This window comes from Mesorhizobium sp. SP-1A (genome assembly GCF_032460275.1).
Taxonomy (GTDB): domain Bacteria; phylum Pseudomonadota; class Alphaproteobacteria; order Rhizobiales; family Rhizobiaceae; genus Mesorhizobium.
Genome location: NZ_JAVXZD010000002.1, coordinates 143,817 through 170,092, shown reverse-complemented (window position 1 = coordinate 170,092; position 26,276 = coordinate 143,817). Strand labels below are relative to the sequence as shown.

Genomic DNA, 26,276 nt, shown 5'->3' with positions numbered 1-26,276 from the left:
TGCGCTTCAACCTCCGTACTCGGTTGGAGGCACAATCTTACGCAGCTGAACACCAATGTTCATGCGTTGCTGACCGGGATTCAGATTATCGTATCGCTTGTCGATGCCATATTTTTGAGCCACTCGGTAAAGCGCATCAAGATTGAGCGAACCGTCACCGTTTTTCACCTGAGCATCGAGCCACTGATTGAACGGGCTGTTTTTCGTGTTTTTAGCCCATGCTTCCCTTTGCTCTTTCGTGACTTTCATGGTGCGACTTGCCCCAGCGGGAATGTATGTTGTGCCTGTTGTAAACAAGTTGGGGCGGGTGATCCGCATAGATTTCCGATCAAGCTTATAGCCAAGCGCCTCCATGACCTGTCTCGCCATGTGACCCACCATCTGCTTGCAGCGCTCATCTTTGATCTGATCTCCGAATTCCAAGACCAGGAAGGGAGCTAGCGGCTCAACTGCAGGACGTTCAAGAATGTTAGCTGTTTCCATCCGGATAAGGTTGTCTTCCCTCCGCATGAAATCCCAAAGGGCTTGTCCAAACTGTGTTTCAAAAAGGTCGCGAAAGTTCTGCGGCACGTAGGCGAGCAACGCAAGACGCGGCTTCTTCGAGTCATCTGCTGGCATGGATGTCATCCTTGTTTAGGTGGTACATATGCTACATACCATCTAACACCCACCAGTCAAGACAGGTGTTACATATGCCATGTTTACGCTACGTCATGTGAGGCCCAGAATGTGCCCACGCAGTGCCATCGCCCAAATTCTAGATTTCTATTACGAAGTCCCATCGGAACCCATTCTCCTTCTCATGGCTATCCACCTGATAGCCTTTCGGGTTTCCGACGATCCGTGTCCGGCCGACTGTGACGTCAATTTTCTGATGTGTATGACCGCAAACCCAGAGCGCTGGCGCACTATCTGAAGCAAAGATGTCTCCAAACGCCTCGGCGCTGCTTGCATAAAGGAAGTTCGTTTTGTTGCCTGCGTAGGCTTCCGGCGTGCAGTCAGGATGAGGCAGGTGATGAGAAAGCACCAGCGTCTTGCGGCCGGATGCCTGTTCGAGCTGTTCACGAATGAACGCCCGCGTCTTGCGATGCATCTTGAGAGCAGACTGCGGGGTAAGCTTCTTTGCGGGGGACGTATAGATATTGGAGAAGTCCGGTGCCATGGAGATGGCGTCATTCATGCGCCAAGCGACATCGCGCTCAGATACGGCATCCAATTTGAAGTCAGTCCATAGCGTCCCGCCAATGATCTGGACGTCGCCGATCAGGGTCGTACTGTCATCGATTACGGTCAGGCGCTGAGGCCAACGGGTGCTGGCTTGAGCCAACTGCTGCATGGCATTGCGCTTATGGCGCATAATGCGAGCATTCGCCGACTGACCTTCAAAGAATTCGTGATTGCCTGGGACGAGGACCAGAGGCAGATTGTATTTCGAAATGATCTTCTCAGCCCAATAGGAAATCTGATACGACTGGCATAAATCGCCTGCACATAAAATAGCATCGACACCCGCAGGTGCGACTGACGGCAAGCTGATCTTCTGCACCTCAAGATGCAGATCCGAAAAAATCCAAAACCTCATTTGTAATTAAACATCCTTCTGGCCTATTCAGTATCCGAATGAGGATGAAATCACAAGAGCATAAAATGGATTTATTCAGAAAATGATGAATGTCCAGAAAAGAAAATAGCCCCCGCAGAGGCTACTTCTGTCCCATCTAGTGGAACGCACGGTGTAGTCGCTTTACTCGCCACTGACGAACCAGAAATCTGGTAGCTGGGGTAGCTCTTGTGCCTTCGCACTCAACCGCCTCTCATCCCATAGAATAAATATGATGCCGATATATGGGCACGTCAATTGGACATTGACTAAGTCCTCAATAATATCGACAATTATTCATGCGCTTACGAGAACGAATTATTTCGCTTATCGTATGACACACATCAGAGAGGCGGCCTTACGAGGACCGCCTTTCGCTTTTGGAGATTCCGAATGACTACAGCCCATGTCTTCATCGCTGCAAGCCTAGACGGCTATATCGCCTGCAAGGATGGAAACATCGACTGGCTGTCGTTACCTGGAGGAGAAACCGAAGATCACGGCTACAACGATTTCTTCTCGACCATCGACGGCATTATCATGGGACGCGGCACCTATGACGTCGTCAGCACCTTCGGCGACTGGCCATTCGAAAAGCCGACCATCGTCCTGACGTCATCGCTGAAGAATGAAGATCTGCCAGCCAATCAGAAGGGCAAAGTCCGCTTTCTGATCGCCAATCCGGCCGAAGCCTTGAAGGTGGTCGGAGATGATGGCTGGAAGCGAGCCTATATCGACGGCGGCAAGGTCATCCAGTCGTTTCTACAGGTAGGCCTGATCGAAGACATGATCATCTCGCGCATTCCGATCCTACTGGGTGAAGGACTGCCGCTATTTGGATTTCTCGACAGCTCCATTCCGCTGAAGCACCTCAATACCAGATCGTTTGCGTCTGGCCTCGTTCAATCCAAGTACGCGATCAGGGTTTAGGAGCGGTCTGCTGACTCCGCATCAGGTCCTTGAGGAACACAAATTGCCATGTTAGGTAAGTTCCTGGCTTCCGGAGCCACGCCGTCCACAATGGCATAGTCTGTCGACACCGGATTGACGACCTTTATGTATGCCATCCCATTGAACTCTCTTTGGCGGCATCGAGTGGACAGGTGAGTGCGCCGAGGAAAGTCAATGATCATCTATATGGACGGCACAACCCATTTCCTGAAGGTCTCCAAGACCCTGAAGAAGGCATTGGATGCACGTGGCATTCAAACCAAACTGAGCCAAGCCCAAGAAATGGCCGCTCGTGTATTCGGCTACTCCAACAGACACGAACTCAAGAAGACCTGCACATCAAAGCCTGCATCAGCGTGGGATGACGTGATCCCCGCGCATGAGGCCAAAGCGCGCCATGTAAAATACGTAGAGCGCCTGGTCGAGGCGGGCGTCCCGTTGAGCGTTGCCCGTGACATCATCTCAGACATCGCCCCTACGTCAGTCAGAAGAACAGAGGGCGAGTACGACTGGGTGTTGATGCACAATGACAGCCATTTAGCACCTCTCTCCCACTGGATACCCAAACAAGAGGCTTTCAAGAGAACAGACGCTTACAAGGGATTTCAATACGCCTGTTACGAAGAAGTCGGCAGCATTCACTGGGCAGAAAATCACGCGTTCCTCGAATACAACGAGGGGAAGCCCTGGATATATGACCTCCTCAACGAAATGAGGAACAATCACAAACATCCAATCTGGTTACCTTCTATCATTTCGTTCCTCGGCCGTACTTTGAATTCGACGATACTTGGGACAATGACTATCGATCAGGACTTCATAGACGAGTTTACAGAGGCCTTTGCACAAGCCTCGCCTACGAAGGTCGCCTCCCTTTTAGAGGAGGTTAACATCTATGAACTGGCAAAACTCTTCAGCGCGAACTTCCCTAGAATCCTTGCCCCCAGCTACGTCACAAAATTTGGCCGCACGCCTGTCTCTGATGATGTGCGCCTTTTCAAAGGTCGAAAAGCACACCTGAACCTTCCCCATAGGATTTCCACATGGATGGATAGCGAAATTGGCAACAAACAAAAATGGGTCTCCTTGTCGAATGGTGACCTCGAAACCTTTTGTTTCCTTGAAGACGACGGCGACCTTCCAGCAACTATGTACTTCAGGAAGGTGTTTACAGCTAACGATCCAAAGTTGTTAGAACTTGCTGATATGATCGAGGGTCTCAACGAGGTTATAAAGGGCCTGAACTTCAATCTCAGAACAAGCGGTCCACACCATATCAGAGACATTGTTCTGATCGGGCGTACCAAAGACAAAACCAAGACAATACAGCCTTGCGGCATCTTCGAAATTGAACATTGCGCAAACCTACCTGCGCTTCAGCACGTGACCTCCGTGCCATTCATCCACGCCCTCGACAGGAATGCTGCCATTGCGGCGATAGCGGCTATCTGCATGAGCACGATAGACGTCCGTTCACACTGGCCATCAATCCTACTGCCTGGAATGTCCGCTCGTTTGAGCGTGGAGGTTGGCGATATGGAAGAATACATTCGCGAAATGCTTTACGATTCACTCTCGATGGAAGAGGGCACGTGGGAAATGCAGGGTTATCGAACCTACGACCTCGAAATGATCGTCACGCACAAAGGGAAGATAGTCGATCTTCGCCGTTGACGGAAAACGAGGCCAGATGGAATTGATTTGGCCTCGAACCACCTCAGTATGCGCTTACGGCTTAGGAGCAGGAGCCGCTCTCACGATGCGGCTCTCGTCGATTTCGGGAATACGACCTTTTTCGACCAGCTCCTGATAGACCTTGAGGACGCTGGCGAAGTGATCGCGGCCGCCTTCACCAATCGCGTTCATGAACTGATTGACCAGGACGTCGTTGAGCTGCTCGCCGTCAGGAACTGGTTCGAGCTGATCAGGATAGACGCGATAAGTCGACAGGTTATGGGCGTTACGAACTGAGACCCAGAGACGATTGCCTGCGTCGTCCTCTTTGATGCCGTCAACGACCAGCGCACAACCGACAGGCCGACCCGATGTGGGATAGGCCTTGCCCTTGTTGCTGTAAAGATAGATGTCTCCAGCCTTCATTTTTACGCCCCCATTTGGGCAGCGAGTTCATCCAGCTTAGCCTTGCGATGTCGATTGGCCTGGCGAATTTTGCCGCGTTCCGTGGCCACACCGCTCTGATACCGATTAACCCAACGACGAACCCATTTGCCATGGCGGCCATAGGTATTGGCCCACGCTACAACACCGCCATAGCGATCCTCCAGCGCCTCAATCGCATTCAATGCCCAGCTGATCTGGCGGTCGGCATCTTCATTGATCCGATCCTCTGACAAGTCACGGAGTTCGGCAGTCGCGACGAGTTCGTCAAGGGTGGCATCAAATTCAGCACGGGTCATCGGAACGGGAAGCGTCCTACCGACAGAATTCGCCCACCGATCAAAATCGCCATCGCAAATCTGGAAATAGTTGATGTGGCCAAGAATGCGAAAATGACGCGAGCGATCTACAATTCCGTTGGTGAATTCCTTGCGCTCGGAGCGCAAATAAATGCTGTCGCCCTCAGCGTAAGAGACGACCAATCCACGTGACCTTGCCCAGTGGCGAATGTTGCGGGGAAGTTTCACTTCCTTACACTCTGGCAGAGTATAACCGTTCTCTTCAGACATGCATAAATCCTTCTTTGAGAACTCAATACGGCTTATTGAGATCAAAAACAATAATAATTATGCAATAATCATTGATTTTCGAGAGATGGAGATTTATTGTCGCCTCGAAAAGGAGTTCACCATGAGCCGTGAATGGACTGATAAAAGCGATATTCGAGTGATTATGGAATTCAAAGACTCCAAACTCGGTTATCTAGGCGGGTACGAAGAGCATTCTTATCTCCCGCCAGAAGACCGTTTCGCCGCTAAAGTTCCTGGCAAGAATCCCACGTATCATCCCGACGAAGCCAGCGCCAAGCGGTTTATCGAGGAGAATGCTTAGTATGAGTATCGACCGCGACACTCCGATCATACGCGTGCGCCATCGGGGCGCACGCGTATGATCGGAGGTAATTATGCATCACAAAAGAAAACGCCCGAAGGCAGCTCGCGCCGGATGTCTTATGTGCAAACCACATAAAGCTGGCGGATGTCCACGTCACAAGAACATGCGTATGGGCGATAGACGTCGATTTGAAGCCGGATCGACCCAGCTCCGCTGCGTAGCGATCAAGGACTGAAGCACAGAAGCCCCCGGGCTAATCCACTGAAATGTAAGGATTTGTCATTCACACTCCCATCTTTTGGATTTTGAATGACAAATCTAGCTGTATCAGCAACTTAGCTTGTTGAATGCCCTCTCATACAGCAGCCAGCTACCCAAAAATCATTACTTCCGCCGACAGCCTCCCTGTGAGATATAAGAAGATCAACTCTATCGCACATTTGTCACAAGCATAACCGCGAATGCGGAAGGATTTTCATGACTAAAACTGAACCAAATCAGCGAGAAATTATCGGTTATTCAATCAAGGATGCGAACAAGAAAGCGGAATGGATTGATCTCGTTAAGACCATCGCCAAGTGGGTCGAAGACAATGATCTGGCGCATGCCGTTGTCTTTCACGGAACGTCGTCCAGACGCGCTCTGAACATCCTAGAGGACGGCATGGAGCCGACTGACATCACCCATGCGATCTCGGAAGGCAGCCTCAACGACACCGGAAGTTTCTGGGGCGACGTCTACACTGCGTCAGCTTATGCAGAAGACACCGTCGCAGAACGCGACCCCGATGCCACTCCCGTGCTCTTGATGGCCTACACAGCCGAGCTGGAAGAGGACTTTGACCTGCGGCCGGATCTCGCCACCCTCGACTTCCCGCTGAAAGGCCTAACGAAGCTCGACGACCAGTCGGTCTACGACAACTGGATCAACAATCACCGAACGCTCACCTGGCAACAGTCGCTAACCGACCTCGGGGCGATGATCGTCGTCCATGAACACAGCCTCGATCCTGATTACATGAGGAAGATCACATCGAAGGAGGATTTCAACCGCCTGCGCAAGATTGTGCGCATTGATGAGCCAGAATTGTCGCCGTGCCCTTAAGGATCGAGGCTCGACCAACCTGCACTACGGGCGCACACAATGCTGGAGCACAAAATGGCAAATGACATCCTGACCGACCTCATCCGACCAGACCTGAAGCTCGTCATTTGTGGCTCTGCTGCTGGCACGGCGTCGGCCGAGCGTAACGCCTATTATGCGGGCCGTGGGAACCGTTTCTGGAAGATCATGCAAGAGATCGGCCTGCCAGGAGATCGCCAGCTCGATCCTGAGGAATGGAGACGACTGGACGAGTACGATATCGGGCTTACCGATCTCGCGAAAAATCACTTCGGAATGGACAACCAGTTACCTGCAGGATGTTACGATAATCAGCGTCTACAGAGGACGATTGAAGAGGCACAGCCCGCGATCCTTGCACTTCAACGGGGTGGCCGCAGCTCGACATTTTCTTGGCCGCGCAGTCGATTTCGGAGCGCAGGCAGAGACCATCGGGGTGACTGAAATATGGGCACTCCCCTCGACTTCAGGCGCAGCCAACGAGTTCGGAACGCGGAAACTTGGCACCGTGCGAGAGAGCCAAGCATATAACTTAAAAAGTCACTACCACCAAATGAGGCTCAAAAATTAACAAGGAGCCATATAGGCTCCTCATTGTGCAATATCTTAAAACCATAATCATAGATCAGGTGTTATTTTATAAATTGACCTCCGTGGGATCTTTAATTGCCGTAAATCTGAGTAAGTATTCATCTTTTCAATATCTTCAAGCTTCAGAGAGCTAACTGCATTTTTTAAAAATCTCCCCTTTGCAACTATTCTAGCCATAAACAAATCAAACTTGAAATCATTCATAGTCTCGTTGTTAAAGCTAGCTATTTCGGTTAGCTGACTATCACAATCTGAAAATACGGCGTCTAAAACTATAGCTCTCGCAAGAAGACTTTGAACCTCCCCAAAATTCTCAGATACCTTAATTCGTTGTAGTGAGACCAACCTAGACAGGGGTACTCCCCACATCACTAAACTATCAATAGTTTCCATTCGAAACCCGAAATGAATGCTCTTCAATTCTTCTAGTAAATGCTCCCTACTGTAGAGTTCGACTTTTGTCTTTTCAGTTTTTTGACTGCTTGCCCCAGTTATTCCAATCACCCCAGAATTGCCAACTTGGGCACCAACGCTTTTGCCATTCCCCACCTCAAGCTCAGAGAGACTATAACGATTTTTACCTAATCGCTTCCTTGCTAAGGCCATGGAATTGAGTGCACGATAGCAAGCCATCACATTATTTGAAGACCCCTTCACTAGATAGGAAACATAGTCACGCATAAGATTAGTGTCATCTACTGGAACAACAATAGCGTATCTTGAATAAGCGCTGTCGTGGATTTTCTTTTTATAAAAATAATTGTCAACTGATTTAGAAAATATTAACTTGATATCGCTGTCAATATATTTATTCACGGAATTGTCGCTTAGTTTGTACTTGCTTATTATTCCGTCAAATTCTTCATTCAACTCCTTTTCTATAACTTTAAGCTGATTGTCTGGGATTTTCGACACAGTCTCGACGGCAACAAGGGTGACAAGGGAAGTTATCTCTGAGACATCTCTAACACTGTACCGCACAGTTCTGTTAACATGTTCAAGCACCCTGTCCATTAGTTTCATGAATTTCAAAGTAGTCGCCGTACATTTTTTTGACCAGCTTTCCCCGTCACTGCATTTTTTATCAAAATAATCCGCAGCTTCCTTAAGGGATTCTATCTCATCTTCCTTAACTATGCTTTCAAGTAGGCCTACAATTACATCTTCATCAAATATTTTTGACAAATTTCCCTCCCCCAAAGGCAGTTCCAATGACGTCAAGTCTTTGAAGGCGTCCTCTGATGTGACTTCCGTATATTTATCTTCTTTTGCCCCCTCTTTTTCGACCATGTAAAACATTCCTGATATGACCAATGTAGCCGATATCAAGATGGTTCCCACAATTCGCGAGGCGTCTCTAATGGCAAATTTTATACTATTTGGCCAATCCTTTCCCTTTAAAGCCCATTCTTGCACAACCCATAGAACTAGGACCAGAGACATAAAACATATAGGGACAACCAGCGACAAAATAACTAAATCACTGGCTTGCAAATCCACCATCCTCAGTTCAATTTCCGTTACTATTCCTCGTATGATTTCCCGCATAAGTGCCTCCGCTAAATGCATATTAGAATTTTTATATTTTAAGTGTACATTTGTCGCCATCAAGCCAACATTGATATATATTACCGTAAGTGAAGAAGGAGCCAACGATGATCGACGTACCGCAGACCGAATATAAAAAGCAGATTTCGACCATGCGGAGCTGGCTCGACGGCAAAGGCTACCATCTGGCGCTCAAAGCCTTTGAGTTTGCCCAGAAGCACCACAAGGGCACCCGCAAGGACGGTGTCAGCCCTGAATTCTCACACCAGATGTTCATCGCCAATTATGCGATGTCGATCCTACCTGGTCTGATGTTCAAGGAAGAAACACTGGCCGCGATCTTCCTTCATGACGTCTGCGAGGACTACCACGTCAAAATTGAGCAGATCGAGGAGATGTTTGGCCAAGACGTAGCGCAGGCTGTGCGCCTTCTGACCAAGAAGACTCCTGGAGAAAAAATTCCAGAGCACGAAAAGGAACTGCGCAATCGCAGGTACTACGAGAAACTGGCGACTGATCCGATTGCTTCGATGGCAAAGGGCCTGGATCGTGCCCACAACATCCTGACCATGAAGGCTGCAGGATGGACCCTTGAGAAGCAGAAGGCCTATCTGCAGGAGGCAATCAGCCTTGTGCTACCGATGCTCAAGGAAGCTCGTCGTACCTTCACCGAGCAACGTCTGGCATACGAGAACGTAAAGAGCCTGATCCTTATTCAGGCGCAGCACATCAACTTCAATCTGCAGATGATGAAACAGCTTCAAGAGCAGGCAGAGGTAACAGAACCAGCTGCTATCAAGCTCTAAGGGGCGACGCTGGCGAGACAGATTGTCCCGCCAGCTGATACGCTAGAGGCGAGCGGTTTTCAGTACCCTTGTCTTCCACTTATCGCTGCGAGCCACCTGAAGCTCTCCGTTACGCCGGATATAGCGCACGCCGGGAATCTTCTTGAAACGTGCACGTCTGGCACTCTCGACAGCAGGATGAACTTGCCGAGGCCGTTCATCGAGGACGTCATCAACCGCGTCGTCGTCATCAACCGAATCGACATCTTGATCATCAGCCATGGCAGCGGCAGTGATGTCATCTGAGGACAGTGACTGCTCGACTTCCTCGGCTTCGTCTTCCTCATCTTCGATGACACTCACGGCCTCTACGGGCGCATCAAAGGCGATCTCTTGCTGATCAGCCGCCTGTACGGAGACTGGTTCAATTTCCGGTTCTGGAATTGGGTCTGGCAGAGCTTCCGGCTCCGACACCGCTACAGGAGCGATAGCTTCCACCGCTTCATCGACCTGCTCCCCAACTGCTTCGATCTTGGGCATCTGCGCGGAAACGGAGGCTGAAACCTCCTCCTGCGACGCCGCGACCAAACTCGTTTCAATCTTGGCTTTCATTTCAGCCTCCAATTGCGCGACTTGCTGCCGATCTTCGAGAATGCGGGCAACATGCTGCCGCGCCTGCACCTCTGGCGCAGGTTTAACGCGCAGAATGTTTTCTTGCTCATTCGGGGCACCAGAAAGGACGTGAGAGACGTTTTTGGAATGTTTGTCCAAGTCGATATCTCCCCAAATTGAGCTACCAGCCTTGTTCACACGGCGAGGATGTTTAACCTCGACCACGACGCTTTTGTTGCTAAACCTGATCATATGTCTCTGTAGGGTTGCGTTTACCAGGGGCCGTCTGCCCTGTTTGATTCCACGAAGCGAATTTAATCAAACTCGCACCGAAATCAAGCCCGCGAGGGCACTAAAAATATCTTTCTAATTCATCTGATGTCGAAAACAAAACATGAAGATGAACAAATTAAACTCGGAAACGCACACAAAAATGCCCCAAATCGCCACCTTTCAATCGATATGTCATCACAATCACAACATCAATCAGTATTTCAACCAGTCAGTTGCCGTTTGCCAGCTGACATGAAACTATCTCCACACCGATTAGAATATCCGGAGCGCAAAAATGAGTTGGACCGACCTCAATGACGAAATCTACGAAAAGCTGAACGGCAAGGTAGTCATCTACCATTGGAACGGCGTTCCGAACGACAATAGTGGCCAAAAGGTTGTTGTGTACCTGTCAGAGAAAACTCGCATTGCGTTCGGCAAGGAATTCGCGCTCGCCACCCCCTTCGTCGACGATGCAAAAACCTTTGATACTATTGAAGATGCACAAGAATTCCTGAAGCTTCAGAACGAAGCACGCCCTCATCCGCTAGGAGAGGGATGGAATATAGACACGGTTGCCAATGTCGTCCAGCGCACTGGCGGCCGGGATGGCACTCACGTTGCCTTAATGGGTCTGGCCGGAACTGAGGAGCAAGATGTCGAGGCCACAACTCCCAAATTGTGATCGTCGGCGGATTTTTCACTTCCCAGCACTGCTCTCGTCAACTTAAGCTTGTTCTCATCGAATTCTACAGAACAGGCTGTGGGAGGCTAAAGTGAGGGGAATCTATATCCTTATTGGCATATTTTTGATCGCAACGCCATCTCTGGCATGTGGTTTTGTTTTTGATCTCGTCAGCGATATGCAGGGCAGGGGCCTCCAAGCGGACAAGCTGCCGGATTTATTCAAAGTCGGGTTTAAGCTCTCCAGTCCAATCTCGGTTCCGCTTGGAATTCTCGGAACGATTTTTATCGCTCGCGGCATCACAGGACGGTGCCTCACGAAATCAAAGCGGATTCCCAGTTTCCACCTGCTGGATACGACCAAAGATCGTTGACAAACGTGCCTATTAAAAACACCCTTATAAATGAGAGGTGTTTAGATGTTAGAAAATCGTGAGTGCAAATTTGTGATAATCGGCGGCGGCCCAGCTGGGACGCAGTGCGCACTGACATTGCATCGATGGGGGCTAAACGTCACCGTTATATCTCGGCCTTTGCCACATTGCCCCGATGCGCAAATTCCCAATCTTAGTGACCAAAATCGGTCAACGGTCGAAATCGCTCGCGAGAACATCATCGAATTTCGCAACCAAAATATCAGGACCGTCACAGGCTCGGTGAGAGCGATCAAAATCATCCCTCGAACAGGCTTCCAGGTCACAGTCGACAACGGAAACGTCGATGCAACGCACGTCATTCTCGCGACTGGATCGCCCCGCGCAGACGGCACCCTCGATCTCTCTGAACTCGAAGAGCTGGAGTTTGACTCTGATGGGCGGATAATCACCTCATCGGTTTACGAGACTGGACACTGTGGTCTCTTCGTCATCGGAGAAGCGGCCGCAGACTACGTCAGGACGCTATCCTGCGCGCTCGGCACAGGTGACGGCGTTGCACGAATGCTTGCGAAACGGCACTGGAGGCCTCTTGCAGCCTGATTTTCAGCGGACCAAACCCGCAACTGGTGCTTCGAAAGCGCGATCCATCCACTCGCAGTGATCGCAATAGTCGTCTTGCGTCAAATCCTCGTCTTTGAGCATTGCGGTCTTGATCTGCTGAATGGCTTCAGACGGCAACATTCGTAGAACAGCGAAGCTCTGCTCTTCCTTGGCCTGATGAATGTCGAAGTTCTGCCAGTACGGCTCGTTTTTGAAGTGAATCGAAACGAAAAAGCCGCCACCTTCCTTCTGATAGATCACGCGAGCTGTGGCGAAGTCGTCGTTTGTCACGACGTGCCATTCGTCCCAATCGTGCATTTCCTTCGTCGGGAAAGTCGTCCCCTTGTAGGTCGAGCTGTCGACGCCGAACTCGATGCTGTCCTTGAGTTCTGCGATCTTTTCCCAGTCATCAACTGAGATCGTTCCAATCAAACCTACCTCGTCCTGCACGATAGTCGTGTTGGCGACGATGGCTTCGTATTGCTGACTGAGTGACATGGGCTTCCTCCTGTTGGAAGTCCAGTTTCGAAGCTGCGCTTGAAAGCAACAACGACCTCAGTAGCGGATGCTGACGTCGCCACCTGTCTTCTCTGCACGGGCCTCTGCTCGCTCCAGCGCCTGTCGGATCGGTGTCTTAATGTGGACGACACCCACCTTCGGCGGCTTGTCTTTCCAACGAGCGTGTCCGCGAACCCAAGTCCGGCCGCGAACCAGATTACCCTCGGCATCCCGCCCGTTGGATTCGGGGGCCAACCTCCTCCAAAAGCCATCCACCTCGACCCTGAAGCGCGGCGGAGTGTAGGCGTGATCGAACTTCTCCCCCGCGTAGCTGAAGTCGAGTGTGGACACCCGCCTTGTCAGGATGCGCATATCGAGGGGAGCCTTGAGGGCGTACTTGGCCTTAGGGTTATCGTCGCTGAGTGCGGTTTTGACCTCTCGCTCAGTCACCAGGCTCACCTTTGTGGCGAAGTAGGCGGGGAGACTGAATGCCGTCTCAGCGAGGTCGAAGTACAGGCTGGATGCCTCCAGTTGTGCCATGGACTTGTCGACCAGCCGCTTGACTTGAGGATTGCTGTCATAGGCGTCAGCGAACCTAGTCTCGAACTGATCGCTAAAAACGGAGATCGTAACGCCCCAATCGCGAGCGATGATCCTGATCTCGTGCTTGGCAGTCTTGAGATTGAACAACCCCATCGTGAACGAGAGCCAGACATCATCCGCGCCTGGCATTGCCACCGCAGTGGGGTTCAGCGTCTCTTGAATCTGTGTCTCGGAAGCGCGAGGGTTGGCCGCTCTGATTTGAGCTTCATTGGCAACCATTTCAGCGCGACGCTTGGCCGTGGTAGCGGCAAGGTCCATTACTGGCCCTCCAAGCACGATCCAGTGCAGGTGGTCGCCATAGCGGACCATGGCAATCCCGCTCATCACGACAGGATCACTTCCCTCCTGCTCGAAAGCGACCTCCTTCAGATCGCCGATGGCTGTAAAGTTGTGAACCACCCCCTCGGGCAGATCTCGCAGCCTCGGCAGCGTCTGTTCCTGCAGACCTTCCTCGGTGACGAAATGGAAGAAATCCATGGCGCTGAATGCATGGTCCTTTTCAGGCTTCATGCGCAGCACATCGACGACTGGGCCTGGTTCACGTTTTACGAACCCAGAAAACACATCCCATATATTAGCAAACGGCACCTTAGCGCCGTGAACCATCTCCTCGTTGCAGGCTTTGAGCAACGAGCGTACTTGCTGATCTATGGGATAGCCAGCGCCGCCCATCATGTCTGCGTTTGTAAGATTGGTAAGGCGCTTGATCTCGTCTTGCAGGAGCTTTTTGGCGCTCCTGCGTTGGGCACGAGTCATGCCTTCTGGGGAAACATCCAAGAGTGCGTCGAGAGGATTCTTTGCCATCCGCTCGGTATAATCAAAATGCGCACCGCAGCCAAGCCTAGCTAACGCGCGATTTCACAATGAAGGCAACCACGACGGCCGCCATCACAGCAAAACAAGCAGGCAGGATATAACGAACATATCGGTTTTCGACCTTCGACACTTCTGTCGGAAACAATAGCAGATCGCCATCGGTTTCCGATTTAACGAGAAGCATCGCGTCTACGCCATTTGAACGAATTTCATCGACAACACCAACTCCATACTGCCCATCTTTGAGAGTGTAATTCACACGAGCATTTTCCCATGCCTTGTTCAATCTAAAATAGGTTGCCGCTCCGACATAGGGCCTCGACGCAATACGACGCTCTAGAATTGATACCACCACCAGGAATGGAGCCACATACATTGCAAATAGAATAAGGTTCCAACCAAAAGGTACCAGCAGCAAAATACAAGGGAGAATGGCCATTGACACCCAATAGCAATAATTCAACATTCGAACCCAGTAACGGAATGTCTTGGCCTTCTCTTGAATGCTCCTTTGAACATCGGCGTCGAAATATTTCTCGTTATCCATAAGAGAGATCCCTGTTTCATAACATGCTCATGGATACGACCAATCTGTCACCCGAGCCACAATTTTCATTCTTATTCATTAGTCAAAATAAGGTTCGTCGTCAATATTTTTGCCATTTAAAAAGCGACCTCGCTGAAGTCATATATATTCGCTTTACGAGCATCCATATTTAACAGAAAATAATTTGTAAAAATGTACGCTGGCAGGACTTTTTGATGAATCGAATTCAATCCTCTATTCGCGTTTCACGCTTCCTGAAAGGGGTGGCGCTAATTACGCTTTTGACTGCCGCAGGGTGTACGGCCCAGAATTCCGTGCCCACGTCCAGACCGGAGCCAGAGCAGTCCCGGGCTGTCGAGGAGGTTTTGAAATCCAAAAACATGTCGAAGAAAGCTCCGATCATGATGCGCATCTTCAAGGAAGAGGGCGTTCTCGAAGTCTGGAAGCGTGTCGACAGCGGGAAATATGAACTGGCATCGAGCTACGATATCTGCGTGTGGTCCGGCAAGCTCGGCCCGAAATACGCCGAAGGCGACAGGCAGGCACCGGAGGGCTTCTACACCGTGTCGCCTGGCCAGATGAACCCAAATTCCCAATACCATCTTGCCTTCAACATCGGATTTCCGAATGCATATGACCGCGTCAACGGTCGCTATGGCCAGTACCTGATGGTCCACGGCGCTTGCTCGTCAGCAGGCTGCTACTCCATGAACGACCAGCAGATCGAAGAGATCTACGCTTATGCCCGCGACGCCTTCCGAGGCGGTCAGAAGAGCTTCCAATTGCAGGCATTCCCGTTCCGGATGACCGACCGCAACATGGCGCGCTACAGAAACGACCCGAACATCAAATTCTGGACCATGCTCAAGCAAGGTTACGACGCCTTCGAAGCCACCAAGACACCTCCAAAGGTTGACGTCTGCGAGAAGCGCTATGCATTCAATCTGAAAGGCACACCTCTTTCGCCCACTGCAACCTGCCCAGGTGAAAGCGAGACGAAGACCATCAATGCCTACACGTCTGTCGATGTCCGGACTGCGGTATTTGCTAGCCTAAAAGAGCTGGAAACACCCCCAGGCGCGCTAAAGCCCTCGATCTCTGGTATTGAAGAGGCTGCCATCGTAGCAGACTGGTCCCGCCGTCGCGCCAAGGGCGAGAAGGTGACACCGCGTCCGCCAGCCATGACGGAAGTCACTCAGGAACAAATCTCGGCCGCTTTGGCTCCCGTGAAGCAGATGTCTGAGCGAATGGCTACAAGAGCAACACGTCCGGCATTTGCACCCCAGCCTGTTCAGGCTCCGATTCCCGTCAATACAGCTTTGCCGAGACGCTTTTAAGCTAAGTATCTTTTTTGAGGACATCCCGCTCTATCTGAATCTGAACGATAGTTGAATAAACTCCAAAAAACAGAAACCAGATCGGACCACCTGTCAGCAATACATAAATGAGACCTGTCAACCCATCAAAAAAATTGTTTTCAATTAAACCTCTGCTATAGCCATTTCCGAATACAGCACCAGCCAAAAACATTATGAGAAGTAGGGATAGTATTGCCGCTAGATTAACGCCTTTTAATATTCTCCACCACGGAACTATCGATCTAAAATACCGACCTCCATTTGCAACACCATACGGCAATATATAGAATAACTTCTTACACAAAATGGGAATGCATGAGAACATAATACCTACGTATTCATATGAAAGTTCTTGATTGGTTGTCCATTCCTCGCGAAAAACAAAATACATCCCAAAAGCTCCTATAAAGAACAATAAAAGCATGAAAACAAATGAAATGATCCATATCAAGTAGAATGCAAACATGAACCAAACAAAATCTTTGCTGAATATAGAGCTATTATTCTGATTTAAAATCACCAATCTGCAGCCATAAAACCCCGCATATGCCATGGTCAAAGTGACGATAATCCAATAGGAAAATTTAAACGGCCAATAAGGGGTAAAGTCGTAGAATTCCCCCAAGCAGGATAACAAAATGGTGGGAATAGAAAAGTATATGACAATATTCCTACATAATTCTAAAAAATGCCAAAAGCCAAAGCAGCCAAACACCCTTGACAAAATTAACTTGGTATCCTTAATCATAATCGCCTCCCCATGTCCCAGATGAATTAAAACCTGATCGGCGGAATAAAGACAGGGGGCAGCCCCAAAAAATGACTGCCCCCTGTAAAGAAAACTAAACTACGCTTGATAGAACACTTTAAAGGCACAGCTTTTAACCAACTCATGGATGTATTGCTGCGTATCACGCGCCATAGGGCTGACATCCTCAATAATAGCTCCTTCAGGCCTATCAAACGAGAAATTTTTCATGTTTGGCAGAGATAGAATGTATTTCTGGAAAGGGACTTTGAAATCTGCATGAAGCAGCAGCCACCACGAATTTCTGAATACATTTGTCCTATTGTCAAAACACGTGTTAACGCCGCTGCGGAAATAATTGATTATTAGACTATCCAATGACAAAAATTCCACGAAGTCATCAACCGAGTAGCGGTTATCTTTGATAACTGACGGGCTAGCTCTCGCCGAATTCCTTACAGTTAACTGATTTTCAAGGCACTTCTGAAAGAATGGAACAAAGAACTCTTTCGCCAACGTCAGTGTATCGATATCCGCTTTTATTGATGATGCCTCTGAGGTGACAAAATCCCAAAATTCAAACGACACAAAAGCTTTAAGCCTATCAAGCTCGTTATTGTATCTACGATGAGAAAGCGTTGGAGCTTCACGGATTCGTAGCCCGTCAGTTGTATTGAAAATGTATCCGAGTTCTGATGCGTGCCCGACCGCCCAAGCCAATAGGTCTGGGCGGTCGGGCACAATCCCACCGTTTCTCCGATTAAACAATTCTGCGGCATCGCTTTGAGCACTAAATGGCAGGCCAACGATTTGCCCCACATACGCAACGGTCGCCAGGTCTCCTTTGAAAGCGCTCTCCAGATAATTATTGGCCTTAACTTCATCTGTTTCGAGGTGGAAAAATGCCAAAGCAAGCGAACACCACGAATGGTTTGGATCAATGATATGCTCATATCTTCTCGCCGACTTCATATCGCCTCGAATGACGGCCGTCAGAAAATGATCAAGCAAACTCAGACTCTGAAACTTGTCGTTTGAAGACAATGAATTGGCTGCAGGCGAAACCACATCGTGCTTCAGCGGAAAACCACGCGCTTCCATTTTATCGAGCGCTCTTGCGATCTCAATTGCGCAGTATCTATGTTGGTCAATGGTTGTTTGTGACTGCTTCGGTCCTCTTTCCTCAACGAAACCTGGTAGAGAAAACAGGTATGAACGGAGTGTGGTCAGGTTAGGACTTTCTTGAAGCGCGGGATCGCTCAACCAGCTTGAGATCGCGCCCAAAGAGACAGACCTCCTTAACGCCATATAGGTGATTTCACCACCATTTCTCCCACATTCCCACTCCAGTAGAGGGAGAGACGCACTTAGAAGATGGCGGGCTTTATTGGACCATATCTTCTTATCATCCTCATCATTCGAGTGAGACATAAAATGCCGCATAATCCCATCGACTAAATAATCCTGCGATATACCTGCTGCGGGAGTCTGGATTTCAGCACTCCCCTTGTCACGATTATTTTTAAGCTTATGCATCAAGGCGTCACCGTTCCAGCCGAGACTCTTGGCGATCAAATTGATGGCTTGGGTGTGTTTAATATCCTTACCGTATTCGGCACGAATATTGGTCGCGAGCTTCCTTACGAAGGAATGCGAAATAATAAGTTCAGACATGACAAATCCTCTCGTCTGTCAGCGAGCAGCATCAAAAATCAGGACTTCTCCATCTCCTGTGCCGTCGCTTACGTTTGAGAGTGATTGCACAGATGATTAATTTGGTAGACAAGAACTCCGAGGTTTAGCATGCCTCTTTCGAGGTGGAGAATGCCAAGGCTACGGAAAGGGCCTGCATATATGCTTCATCTTTTTTCATTTCCACGCAAGATATTAATTGTATATTTTACAATCGTCCTCTATGCACGCTTGAAAAGAGGACTATGTATGAATTCAATGAGCAATAATTCGCACATTTGCGATTGGTTCCGATCTTGGGAAGAAGCAGCTTTGGCAGCTGATTTTCGATGGGGCCATCTGACGCCAATTTCGATTAGGATCGGTGGTCTGAAGAATCCTGAAAAAGTTACACAGCTTAACCCGATTTGCTGGATGAACCGAGAAGCCGTCGAAGCAGGATCTTTGCAAATCAACAAGGAGTTGTTCCAAACAGGGAGGATTCCATCCGTTGAATCAGCCACGGTCGGACGCCAGCACCTCTTATCTTTGATTCAGCAGAGCTATCTTTGCTCTCGATCCAACGATCCTGCATCGTTTACATTTGAGTTATTCAATATTTTGGTTCAAGCCTCGTTACATGAGTTCGACTGCCGGAAGCGATTTGGCGTGTGGCGACAATGGTCTCGCGCAGCCCGCCAAGAGATTAAAGAACAGCTTGGTGAAACACACACATGGCACGATCTATCCAGGAAGCTAGGGCCAGATGATCATGACGCTTTGCTATGGATTGATCATATGGAAGACGCGGCAAATACGGAGAATATTCAACGCCCACTTACATCAATCGAAGTCAGGACTGGCATCCTTCTTGGTCTCAAAAGCGTCTTCGACCAGTACGCGTTAGTCGCACCGATCTATTCCAATAAAATTCCAGATGAATTCGCTGACGATTTTTTCCTTTGGTATGAAGGCGGCGAGAACATCTGAGCAGGCTTAAGGCCAGCAGAACCATCCCTGCTGGAGCAGCGAGCCACATCTTTTACTCGCCTTCGCCCTAAAAGTTCGAATTCGTTTGGGCCTACGAGAACATTAATTATTGCCTAACATTTCGTGGAATTTTGTTGATTATCTCTGCAATTGCCGATAATTGTTGTGATCAACAGGAGAGCGAGATGGCAATGAATTTTTCTGAAGGCCAGACGGTGAATACGAAATATGGTGTCGGAAAAATCACCTATTTTGACGACGACTACATGGACGTCGTCGTCAATGGGAAGGAGTACAATTTCTTCGCGCCTTTCGAAGGTAAGGTCCAGGAATATACGCCACCGCCGCCAAAGGATCAGATTTGGCGGGATATTCTGGCGCGGCCAGACATGGCCCCACTTATCGCCCTCACGAAGCTAAACCTACACGGCATCAATTTTATGATGAGCCTTCTCAATGGCAGTACCGCCGAATGGGATGAACTCACACCCACTCAGAAAATGAACCACGTGGCCGTCGCCACAGCTATCCCTCTCACATTTTGGGCTGAGGCTAAAGAAACCGGAAAACTGGACGATCTCATCTCCCAACACTCCAGAGGAGGTGAGCGCCGTGCTTAATTCGTTCTTCTACTGGAGTGGTGTGGCATTCTGGCTACTTCTAGCTATCCTTTTAGGATGGGGCGTCAAAATCGTATTCAAAGATGCATATCAGTGTGCGGTTTTTACCATCCGACGTCTTCGGTATCTGCCTCATGGCGGCTTCAAAAAAGATTTACCTCTTTACCGAACGGCGGTGCGTTACTGGTTTTTTCTTTGGTGGGGTAGCTACCATCGATCCCCGTATGTCTATGATCCCGACACAGATGTGATTGTATGGTTCCCTGGCAAAGAGAACAGCGAGACCGTCTACGAGCAGTTTCACGCACCGAAGGAAGCCAAGTGACACAAACATTGCATGATAACGAAAGTCCAACTCTCGAAGAACGCATCAATGATGGTTTCCGGTATGCCTATAATGGCATGTGCGAAGTCATACAGCGCCAGTTGATCATCCTGAATGTATTCAAAGGTCATAATCTAAATTTCCGAGACCTGACTCTTCTGGACTTCTTCGTCCAGCACGGCGGGGATGTCGGAATGCCAGTCAGCATGCATTATCCTAATCCCAATCGGGGGATGGCCTACACGGTGCGTATCGATATGATCACAAACGCACTGGAGCTATTATCCGCCTCTGGTGTGATTTCAGGTAGTATCGATGACGACCTTTTCCAACTGGAGAGAGACCTGACGCTTTCGGCTGACGATCTATCAAACGGATACCTCAAAGGCATCTGCTATGCCGCCGAATGGTTGGAGGAAAGGTTCACGAACAATCGCGAAGACATCGAAAACCACATGGATAATCGCCTCAGAGCACTCAAAACCGCTCCTGTGGACTTGCCAAAATCCCTGTCGGAGCGCTTCAATTACCTTCAGATACAATACTCTCTGGACTACCCTCGGCTGGAAGGCTTGATTGAAAGCATCGCATTCCAGCGAGAACTATTCGAAAGCGACTTCATCATCAGGACCAAGGACACTTCCAAGCTTCTCCCAACGAAGAAAATGTTCGACCACGTTGAAGCCGAAGCCAAGAAGGAATTGTCTCGCATCCCAGCGCAGTATCGCGATCTGACCGACCTCATTACCACCCTTGGTGACCGGATCGACGACGAAGAAGAAGAGTAATTGACGCCGCAACGTTGAACCAATGGCGACGAAGTCGTAGATTGCGCCTGTCGGTGACAGGCGCTTTTTAATGGACAGAACCAAATTCCATGAATTCGAAATCGGCGGCCTGAAATTTACGGCCAGCATTGGTGCTGTCGGCCCAATCCTGACAGCATCACAGGGCGTCATCCCCCATGGCAACATCCCGCTTGGCCCGACCGTGAAGCTTGACGTGATCCCAGAGTACATGCGGCTGGGGAAACCAGCGATGTTTGGCCTGTTCAACCCAAAGGGCCAAGCCAAAATCCGCCTCGAAGGATTGACACCGGAAGAAAGCATAGCGCTCGCCCGAGAGTTCGGCATCTCTATTGCTGGCGTGCAAGACTCACCCACATTCACTGAAAGCAAGGCCTGGCAGTCTTTAAAAGCATGGGTTGCACATCACCCCAAACTTGCCATCGCCTACTCGTCCAACGCCACCTATCTGCCGAACTGGTATCAGCAAGCGTTAAACTGACTTGGAGGCCTTCAGAGGCTGACCATACTGGTCGACGAGCTGCGCACCGTTAAAGCCGACCTCAATCTTGGAAGGCACATAGAGATCAGCCTTCTGCGACGTCACGTCGAACCCGTAGTGGTCGAACATCCGCTGGAAGAGCGGGAGCTTGTGTGCGCCGACAGTGGCGTGAGGCTGGTCTTCGTCGAGCCAGCGCAACATGTCATCCATGATGAGGAATCCCATTCCTCGGCCAACATACTCTGGAGCAACGCGCAGAGTGCAAATTTTCTTCTCGTCCGCTTCGTTCTTGGCGATACCTAGAGCAACCAGCTGGCCATGGCGCTCGACCTTCACGAAATGCCGCGTGCCCGCTCTAATTCCGGGGACGACTTTATCGAGATACCAGCGCTCAATGTTCGGATAATCTCCCGACATCGGCAGCATAAAATTCATGACTCGCAATTCATCTGGACGCAGATCGTCGATCATCAGAAAACTGCGATTGTTTCCGGTTCCAGTCAGAATTTGGGACATGAAAACTCCTTGTTACAAGAGCATTCTGACCAAATAAAATGGCCCCGCCAATAAAAACCCAGCGAGGCCTCAAACTAATTATATGAGGATTCTCACATTCTCGGAGCGGGGACCTCAATTTCAAGAGCTGCTTTGAGAACTCCGAGAGACTCCTTCAAAGCCTGCAGATGCAATCCGTAAATTGTGTCGTCCTGCTCAACCTCAATCACAGCTCGGATCGGAGAACTTTGGTTGCGCGTCCGCTCGGACAAAACGACGTTTTTCTCGCCAATGGAGATTGAGAACCAACGATCTTCAATCTTATTCAGATATGAAACCGTATCCTTCTGGCCAATAACGCCAAGCCAACCTTCGTCCGCAAATATCCGCTCAATTGCTCGTTCTTCGTTCAGTTCGAGTTGCTCTTTCAACTCCTCTTCGGCCTCTTCCTCAGAATGCCAAGGGCCGCTCCAGCTGTCGTCGCCAGGTACTCGAAAGTAATATCCGTCACCAGCACGATCAGGCTCACCGTCTGGATCTTCGTCAAAAAATTCGATTTCGCAGGCGCTCACATGAACGAGGTTACCGTTTTCATTTTCCATCTGGATATCCTTCCTACAATCTCATTGACGACAAAGCCGCATTTTCGTTGATCGACAGATCAAACCTGACCTTGCCCTCATTTTCCAATTCACTTTCACGAGTGAGAGAAACCTCGATGTCCCCATTCATGATGCCCGCCGTATACTGCTCAAGGACACTGATGGCCGTCTTATTCACCAGCTCCTCTGAAACAGGATGACGCTCTGGGCGACCAAGGCGTTGCGCAATGCGATCCTGCCAGCTACCACGACCGATCTCTGCACGCTCATCGCCATCCAGAATGCCTGAATTGAAGCGAGCACGCTTGTTCGCAGGCACACGGCCCACCAGCCTGCCATAGACGTTGGCCAGCACCGAGAAGTCGACATCGTCGCCAAGCACAGCGAGTGCAGGCATGACCTTCTTCACCTCAGAGCGAAAAGCACCCTGAACGTCATCGACTGCAGCCCAGTCGGCCGCGTTCGTCGAGTTTTCTCGTATCCAGAGGTTCATTTCTGTATTGAGATCGACACAGAGATCGCCGTTTTCGAACTGTTCGGAGCACTTCTGGATTTCGATCATCAGCAATCTGGCACTCTGCTGCGCCGGATCATACTCGTCGCCTTCACTTTGCCGACCCAGGAATTCCAACCTCGAAAGATCGCGTATGTGCTGAAGCCAATTGCGCTCATAAACTGTTTCGAGATGCTGTTCTGTGCGTCCTAGGAGGACGTCGTCTAGGTTCTTCATTTGCCAATCACTCCTGAGTACAGAAATTATGCGCAGGAGAAGTCGCAACAGACAAACGGCCGAGTGAATAAAAAAAAAGCCCATGCCGCCTTAACGACATGAGCCTTGCCTTTCGAAGCGAACGGGGAATCGAACCCCTCCTACCAGGCGCTCATGCAGGACTTTGCATGGAAACGTCCGACGAATTGAACGTCAGAAAACGCGGCATGCCATACAAGGTTGCGCAGCGTCACTTCTATTCCGAAAGATTTCGCATTGGTTTCCCCCACCATAGTCGACGTCGGGCGGGATATTGTATGCTCTATCTTTAAGACATAAGCCATATCTATAATTAAATATTTCTGCCGTCAACATTTTATTGTTTGATTTTCCGAGCGTTACAAATATTTTAAGAGAAAGGAGATTCCGGATGGGTTACGAAATCGCGTGGAAATTGACATCTGATCTAACCAAGGAGGAGGTGGCTGAAGTTAAGGAAATCTATCACCGCAATATCCGACCTGGATTGCAGGCGATGTCCTTACGAAAGCGCGACATGTCCGAGGTGTCACTCTTCTCAAAGTTTGCGTTCTTTCTGTTCGTCCAGAAAAAGAACGCGAAATATTATTCTCGGTCTGACAGCGCGGTGTTCAGCGATCTCGATATTGCTGTAGGTGCATCCTCCCCCGCGCCTGGGTCAGCCGAGGCGCTCATCCCATTCAAGGCAGGATTGACAAGAACCGACGTTCTAGGAGCGCAGCAGACCCTTACGATGGCGCTCCTGGCCAGCATCTCCAGCGTATCGAACAAGGCTCGACTGATTGAATGTGAAGCTTCATCGCTCAACGACGTAAAGATCGAACTGAAGCTGATCGAGAAGCATTCCGGAATCAAATTCAGAAACCTCGACACCTTTTTCAGCGAATACGAGGACTTCGCTGAAGTGACTCCAATGCTAATTTGAATATACATAGTTTTTATTGACAGAACCGATATATTTTGCGACTTAATCCCAAAGGAGCCGATCCAAATGGATACCAGTCGTAAAATCGCACCTGCATTGCTCGGAATTATCACTTCAATTTGCGTTGGCGTGTACTCTTTTCATGTTATTGCAGCTCGAAATTATGAAAATTCGACCCATTCGGATCTTTATGATCGCATTTCCAGTGCGAAAAATCTGAAAATCTGCTCTGGTGTCGCTCTCGAACCTTCGGAAGAAATTAGTGAACTTGGAAATTGCTTCGATGAAGCGAACTTCCGTTTTGTTTATTATCGAGAAAAGCAGATTGGTTCTTGGCGCGTCTATCGAGCTGGATCGCCCATTCTCGTTGCCGAATTCAAGCGAAGGGACACAAGCAACGCTATCGACGCCTCCTATTTCGGAGATCAGGGAGCGGTTTCGGATTTCAAGGAAAAGTTTCTGGCCGAAAAAGCCGAATGACTCCGCTTATCGTCTAATTTTGGTCTTTATCAACGCTTCATTAACCGCTAGAGCGATCAAATCGAATGCGATCTCATGATTTGACCCTTGCGTCGTATATGAGGTTTGGTATCAGCCCACTAAGACGTTGTTGTAAGGCCTTTGCATGGCAGACCCTAAGGCAGCATTGACTGCAAACCTGCGGAAAATCCGCAACAACCTACTCCTGAAACGTCAGGAACTCATTCGCCAGGTTATCGAGATCGAGGGCCAGATTGCGGCAACTGACAGGTTGCTCAAAGTCCACGACCCCGATCATATAGCGCTTCCATTTCACCCGACCTCTGTCGAGGGGGCCATCAAGCGGCCTAGAGTTCAGCTACCGCCGCCTCCATCCCTTCAGGCATCTCCCTCCGTTCAAACACCTCCGGCAACTCAGCCACCCAAGGCTCCAGAGTCTGGTGTTGAGCGCTCAGAAATACCTCTTAGACCCGCCAAAGATCACGTGGCTTTAAGAGGGAAGCTGAATATCTATTTCAACAGCTTCGACAAACGGATCGCGGTGCTAACTGCTCTGAGTGAGTTAAAAGGCCCAGCAAAGGTTCACACCATTGCAGCAGGCCTATTAAAGAACCACCCCATTGAGCTTGGCAACGGTACCCCCATGAACATCGTCAATAGCCGCGTTTCCAGCCTCTTGTATCGCCTTCAAAATCACGAGCTGGTTTCGAAGACCGAACATACCAACTCCAAAGGCAACAAGATCGTATTCTGGGAAATTACCGCCTTAGGCAGGTCGACACTTCGAGCCTGAGCATTCTGAAAGAGACCTCCATGAGCTACGTAAGAAACAAAAAGCCCAAAACGATTTTGGAACAAATCAAGGCTCGACGCGTGTTAAGGCGCGAGCGCACCGAACAACTCGAAAAGCGCCTACAGGCCAGCCAGCCTCAAGCTGCATCGACCACCAAAGAGGCGAAGCCCGTCGCCGTCCGCGCAGAAACACCAGTCCAAGCCAAACCTGCGACGGCTCAACCGAAGCGCAAAGACAAAACCACGGCTAAGGCCAAACCGAAGCCAAAAGCCCCTAAGAAGCCCGCCAAGGCCAAGACAGAGAACAAAAGTCGCCCAAAGCCTCTCCCAGAAGCCCAAGTACACGACAAAACGAGCGCTGCGCCTACTGAGACCGACGCCGTTCAAGACCTCTATACCGAACGGCAAAGGATCATTGGCCGCATAGAGGCACTAGAAGACGATCTGCAAGCCGAACTAGGCAATCTGGAAGCCGTTGATACGGTCCTTGCCGCGCTTCTCCCCGATCCAACCTTAGCGATGGAAAGTCCCTACACCCCAACTGCGGACACTGACTTTCCTCTGCTGGAAGACATAGAGTACGAAGTCACCAAACGATAACGACAAATGCGGCTTG

The 26,276-nt window shown here is 49.7% G+C and carries 32 protein-coding genes and 1 pseudogene; 19 read left to right on the top strand and 14 right to left on the bottom strand.

Going from position 1 to position 26,276, the window contains the following annotated elements:
• Window positions 1-6: 6 nt before the first annotated feature.
• Window positions 7-618, bottom strand: a complete 612-nt coding sequence (locus tag QU595_RS09375) for a hypothetical protein (protein ID WP_315921174.1) — start codon at window positions 616-618, stop codon at window positions 7-9.
• 139 nt (window positions 619-757) lie between these two features.
• Window positions 758-1,582, bottom strand: coding sequence for a metallophosphoesterase (locus QU595_RS09370; protein WP_315921172.1), 825 nt, complete (start codon window positions 1,580-1,582; stop codon window positions 758-760).
• A 411-nt stretch (window positions 1,583-1,993) separates the two neighbouring features.
• Between QU595_RS09370 and QU595_RS09365 the strand changes: the two genes are divergently transcribed.
• Together QU595_RS09365 and QU595_RS09360 are read left to right on the top strand one after the other, a co-directional pair.
• A complete protein-coding gene (locus QU595_RS09365; protein ID WP_315921170.1) occupies window positions 1,994-2,530 on the top strand; it encodes a dihydrofolate reductase family protein in 537 nt (178 codons plus the stop codon).
• Between the two features lie 195 nt (window positions 2,531-2,725).
• Entirely contained in the window at window positions 2,726-4,225 is a 1,500-nt protein-coding gene (locus tag QU595_RS09360) for a hypothetical protein (RefSeq protein WP_315921168.1), read from the top strand.
• Window positions 4,226-4,279: 54 nt separating this feature from the next.
• Here QU595_RS09360 and QU595_RS09355 read toward each other — a convergent pair whose 3' ends face one another.
• Both QU595_RS09355 and QU595_RS09350 read right to left on the bottom strand, forming a co-directional pair.
• Window positions 4,280-4,651 (bottom strand): hypothetical protein, encoded by a 372-nt coding sequence (locus tag QU595_RS09355; RefSeq protein ID WP_315921166.1) that lies wholly within the window; start codon window positions 4,649-4,651, stop codon window positions 4,280-4,282.
• Window positions 4,652-4,653: 2 nt separating this feature from the next.
• Entirely contained in the window at window positions 4,654-5,238 is a 585-nt protein-coding gene (locus QU595_RS09350; RefSeq protein WP_315921164.1) for a hypothetical protein, read from the bottom strand.
• 121 nt (window positions 5,239-5,359) lie between these two features.
• On the opposite strand from QU595_RS09350, the gene QU595_RS09345 reads away from it, so the two are divergent.
• From QU595_RS09345 to QU595_RS09335, 3 genes are all read left to right on the top strand, one after another.
• Window positions 5,360-5,560 carry a hypothetical protein gene (locus QU595_RS09345; protein WP_315921162.1) on the top strand — a complete coding sequence of 67 codons (201 nt, stop codon included), beginning with the start codon at window positions 5,360-5,362 and terminating at the stop codon, window positions 5,558-5,560.
• Between the two features lie 480 nt (window positions 5,561-6,040).
• On the top strand, window positions 6,041-6,667 hold the full coding sequence (locus QU595_RS09340; RefSeq protein ID WP_315921160.1) for a hypothetical protein: 627 nt from the start codon (window positions 6,041-6,043) through the stop codon (window positions 6,665-6,667).
• A 54-nt stretch (window positions 6,668-6,721) separates the two neighbouring features.
• On the top strand, window positions 6,722-7,129 hold the full coding sequence (locus QU595_RS09335; RefSeq protein WP_315921158.1) for a uracil-DNA glycosylase family protein: 408 nt from the start codon (window positions 6,722-6,724) through the stop codon (window positions 7,127-7,129).
• A gap of 174 nt (window positions 7,130-7,303) precedes the next feature.
• On the opposite strand, the gene QU595_RS09330 is transcribed toward QU595_RS09335, so the two are convergent.
• Complete coding sequence (locus QU595_RS09330; protein ID WP_315921156.1) at window positions 7,304-8,824, bottom strand: hypothetical protein; 1,521 nt, start codon at window positions 8,822-8,824, stop codon at window positions 7,304-7,306.
• Between the two features lie 107 nt (window positions 8,825-8,931).
• Between QU595_RS09330 and QU595_RS09325 the strand changes: the two genes are divergently transcribed.
• Complete coding sequence (locus QU595_RS09325) at window positions 8,932-9,630, top strand: HD domain-containing protein (RefSeq protein WP_315921154.1); 699 nt, start codon at window positions 8,932-8,934, stop codon at window positions 9,628-9,630.
• Between the two features lie 42 nt (window positions 9,631-9,672).
• Here QU595_RS09325 and QU595_RS09320 read toward each other — a convergent pair whose 3' ends face one another.
• On the bottom strand, window positions 9,673-10,473 hold the full coding sequence (locus tag QU595_RS09320) for a hypothetical protein (protein WP_315921152.1): 801 nt from the start codon (window positions 10,471-10,473) through the stop codon (window positions 9,673-9,675).
• Between the two features lie 316 nt (window positions 10,474-10,789).
• On the opposite strand from QU595_RS09320, the gene QU595_RS09315 reads away from it, so the two are divergent.
• From QU595_RS09315 to QU595_RS09305, 3 genes are all read left to right on the top strand, one after another.
• Window positions 10,790-11,179, top strand: a complete 390-nt coding sequence (locus QU595_RS09315; protein WP_315921150.1) for a hypothetical protein — start codon at window positions 10,790-10,792, stop codon at window positions 11,177-11,179.
• 91 nt (window positions 11,180-11,270) lie between these two features.
• Window positions 11,271-11,552 (top strand): hypothetical protein, encoded by a 282-nt coding sequence (locus QU595_RS09310; RefSeq protein WP_315921148.1) that lies wholly within the window; start codon window positions 11,271-11,273, stop codon window positions 11,550-11,552.
• Window positions 11,553-11,597: 45 nt separating this feature from the next.
• Window positions 11,598-12,155, top strand: coding sequence for an FAD-dependent oxidoreductase (locus tag QU595_RS09305; protein ID WP_315921146.1), 558 nt, complete (start codon window positions 11,598-11,600; stop codon window positions 12,153-12,155).
• A gap of 3 nt (window positions 12,156-12,158) precedes the next feature.
• Here the strand turns inward: QU595_RS09305 and QU595_RS09300 are convergent, their stop codons facing one another.
• Genes QU595_RS09300 through QU595_RS09290 form a run of 3 tightly spaced genes read right to left on the bottom strand, consistent with a single transcriptional unit; the run spans window position 12,159 to window position 14,619 of the window.
• Entirely contained in the window at window positions 12,159-12,653 is a 495-nt protein-coding gene (locus QU595_RS09300; protein WP_315921145.1) for a hypothetical protein, read from the bottom strand.
• 57 nt (window positions 12,654-12,710) lie between these two features.
• Window positions 12,711-14,060 carry a hypothetical protein gene (locus QU595_RS09295; RefSeq protein ID WP_315921143.1) on the bottom strand — a complete coding sequence of 450 codons (1,350 nt, stop codon included), beginning with the start codon at window positions 14,058-14,060 and terminating at the stop codon, window positions 12,711-12,713.
• A 37-nt stretch (window positions 14,061-14,097) separates the two neighbouring features.
• Window positions 14,098-14,619, bottom strand: a complete 522-nt coding sequence (locus QU595_RS09290) for a hypothetical protein (RefSeq protein WP_315921141.1) — start codon at window positions 14,617-14,619, stop codon at window positions 14,098-14,100.
• Between the two features lie 215 nt (window positions 14,620-14,834).
• On the opposite strand from QU595_RS09290, the pseudogene QU595_RS09285 reads away from it, so the two are divergent.
• Window positions 14,835-15,603 (top strand): annotated as a pseudogene (locus QU595_RS09285) (L,D-transpeptidase family protein); the annotation flags it as partial.
• 354 nt (window positions 15,604-15,957) lie between these two features.
• Here the strand turns inward: QU595_RS09285 and QU595_RS09280 are convergent.
• A complete protein-coding gene (locus QU595_RS09280) occupies window positions 15,958-16,725 on the bottom strand; it encodes a hypothetical protein (RefSeq protein ID WP_315921139.1) in 768 nt (255 codons plus the stop codon).
• A gap of 99 nt (window positions 16,726-16,824) precedes the next feature.
• Complete coding sequence (locus QU595_RS09275) at window positions 16,825-18,399, bottom strand: hypothetical protein (RefSeq protein ID WP_315921137.1); 1,575 nt, start codon at window positions 18,397-18,399, stop codon at window positions 16,825-16,827.
• A gap of 267 nt (window positions 18,400-18,666) precedes the next feature.
• Here QU595_RS09275 and QU595_RS09270 point away from each other — a divergent pair, with 267 nt between their 5' ends.
• The 5 genes from QU595_RS09270 (at window position 18,667) to QU595_RS09250 (ending at window position 21,618) form a co-directional block, all read left to right on the top strand.
• Window positions 18,667-19,386, top strand: coding sequence for a hypothetical protein (locus QU595_RS09270; RefSeq protein ID WP_315921135.1), 720 nt, complete (start codon window positions 18,667-18,669; stop codon window positions 19,384-19,386).
• A 185-nt stretch (window positions 19,387-19,571) separates the two neighbouring features.
• Window positions 19,572-20,006 carry a hypothetical protein gene (locus QU595_RS09265; protein WP_315921133.1) on the top strand — a complete coding sequence of 145 codons (435 nt, stop codon included), beginning with the start codon at window positions 19,572-19,574 and terminating at the stop codon, window positions 20,004-20,006.
• The gene (locus tag QU595_RS09260; RefSeq protein ID WP_315921131.1) at window positions 19,999-20,331 is read left to right on the top strand and encodes a hypothetical protein; all 333 of its coding nucleotides are present in this window, start codon (window positions 19,999-20,001) and stop codon (window positions 20,329-20,331) included. Before QU595_RS09265 ends, QU595_RS09260 begins: the two co-directional genes overlap by 8 nt.
• Window positions 20,328-21,119, top strand: coding sequence for an ABC-three component system middle component 2 (locus tag QU595_RS09255; RefSeq protein ID WP_315921130.1), 792 nt, complete (start codon window positions 20,328-20,330; stop codon window positions 21,117-21,119). Before QU595_RS09260 ends, QU595_RS09255 begins: the two co-directional genes overlap by 4 nt.
• 70 nt (window positions 21,120-21,189) lie before the next feature.
• A complete protein-coding gene (locus tag QU595_RS09250) occupies window positions 21,190-21,618 on the top strand; it encodes a hypothetical protein (protein ID WP_315921128.1) in 429 nt (142 codons plus the stop codon).
• Here the strand turns inward: QU595_RS09250 and QU595_RS09245 are convergent.
• The 3 genes from QU595_RS09245 to QU595_RS09235 all read right to left on the bottom strand — a co-directional run bounded on the left by QU595_RS09245 (window position 21,610) and on the right by QU595_RS09235 (window position 23,445).
• Window positions 21,610-22,134 carry a GNAT family N-acetyltransferase gene (locus QU595_RS09245; RefSeq protein ID WP_315921126.1) on the bottom strand — a complete coding sequence of 175 codons (525 nt, stop codon included), beginning with the start codon at window positions 22,132-22,134 and terminating at the stop codon, window positions 21,610-21,612. The genes QU595_RS09250 and QU595_RS09245 overlap by 9 nt on opposite strands.
• 92 nt (window positions 22,135-22,226) lie before the next feature.
• Window positions 22,227-22,715, bottom strand: coding sequence for a hypothetical protein (locus tag QU595_RS09240; protein WP_315921124.1), 489 nt, complete (start codon window positions 22,713-22,715; stop codon window positions 22,227-22,229).
• A gap of 13 nt (window positions 22,716-22,728) precedes the next feature.
• Complete coding sequence (locus QU595_RS09235) at window positions 22,729-23,445, bottom strand: hypothetical protein (RefSeq protein ID WP_315921122.1); 717 nt, start codon at window positions 23,443-23,445, stop codon at window positions 22,729-22,731.
• Between the two features lie 409 nt (window positions 23,446-23,854).
• Between QU595_RS09235 and QU595_RS09230 the strand changes: the two genes are divergently transcribed.
• From QU595_RS09230 to QU595_RS09215, 4 genes are all read left to right on the top strand, one after another.
• Window positions 23,855-24,388 (top strand): hypothetical protein, encoded by a 534-nt coding sequence (locus QU595_RS09230; RefSeq protein WP_315921120.1) that lies wholly within the window; start codon window positions 23,855-23,857, stop codon window positions 24,386-24,388.
• A 66-nt stretch (window positions 24,389-24,454) separates the two neighbouring features.
• Window positions 24,455-24,868: a hypothetical protein gene (locus QU595_RS09225; protein ID WP_315921118.1), complete on the top strand. Its 414-nt coding sequence runs from the start codon at window positions 24,455-24,457 to the stop codon at window positions 24,866-24,868.
• A 145-nt stretch (window positions 24,869-25,013) separates the two neighbouring features.
• Window positions 25,014-25,661, top strand: a complete 648-nt coding sequence (locus QU595_RS09220) for a hypothetical protein (protein ID WP_315921116.1) — start codon at window positions 25,014-25,016, stop codon at window positions 25,659-25,661.
• A 20-nt stretch (window positions 25,662-25,681) separates the two neighbouring features.
• The gene (locus tag QU595_RS09215) at window positions 25,682-26,260 is read left to right on the top strand and encodes a hypothetical protein (RefSeq protein WP_315921114.1); all 579 of its coding nucleotides are present in this window, start codon (window positions 25,682-25,684) and stop codon (window positions 26,258-26,260) included.
• The last annotated feature ends 16 nt before the right edge of the window (window positions 26,261-26,276 follow it).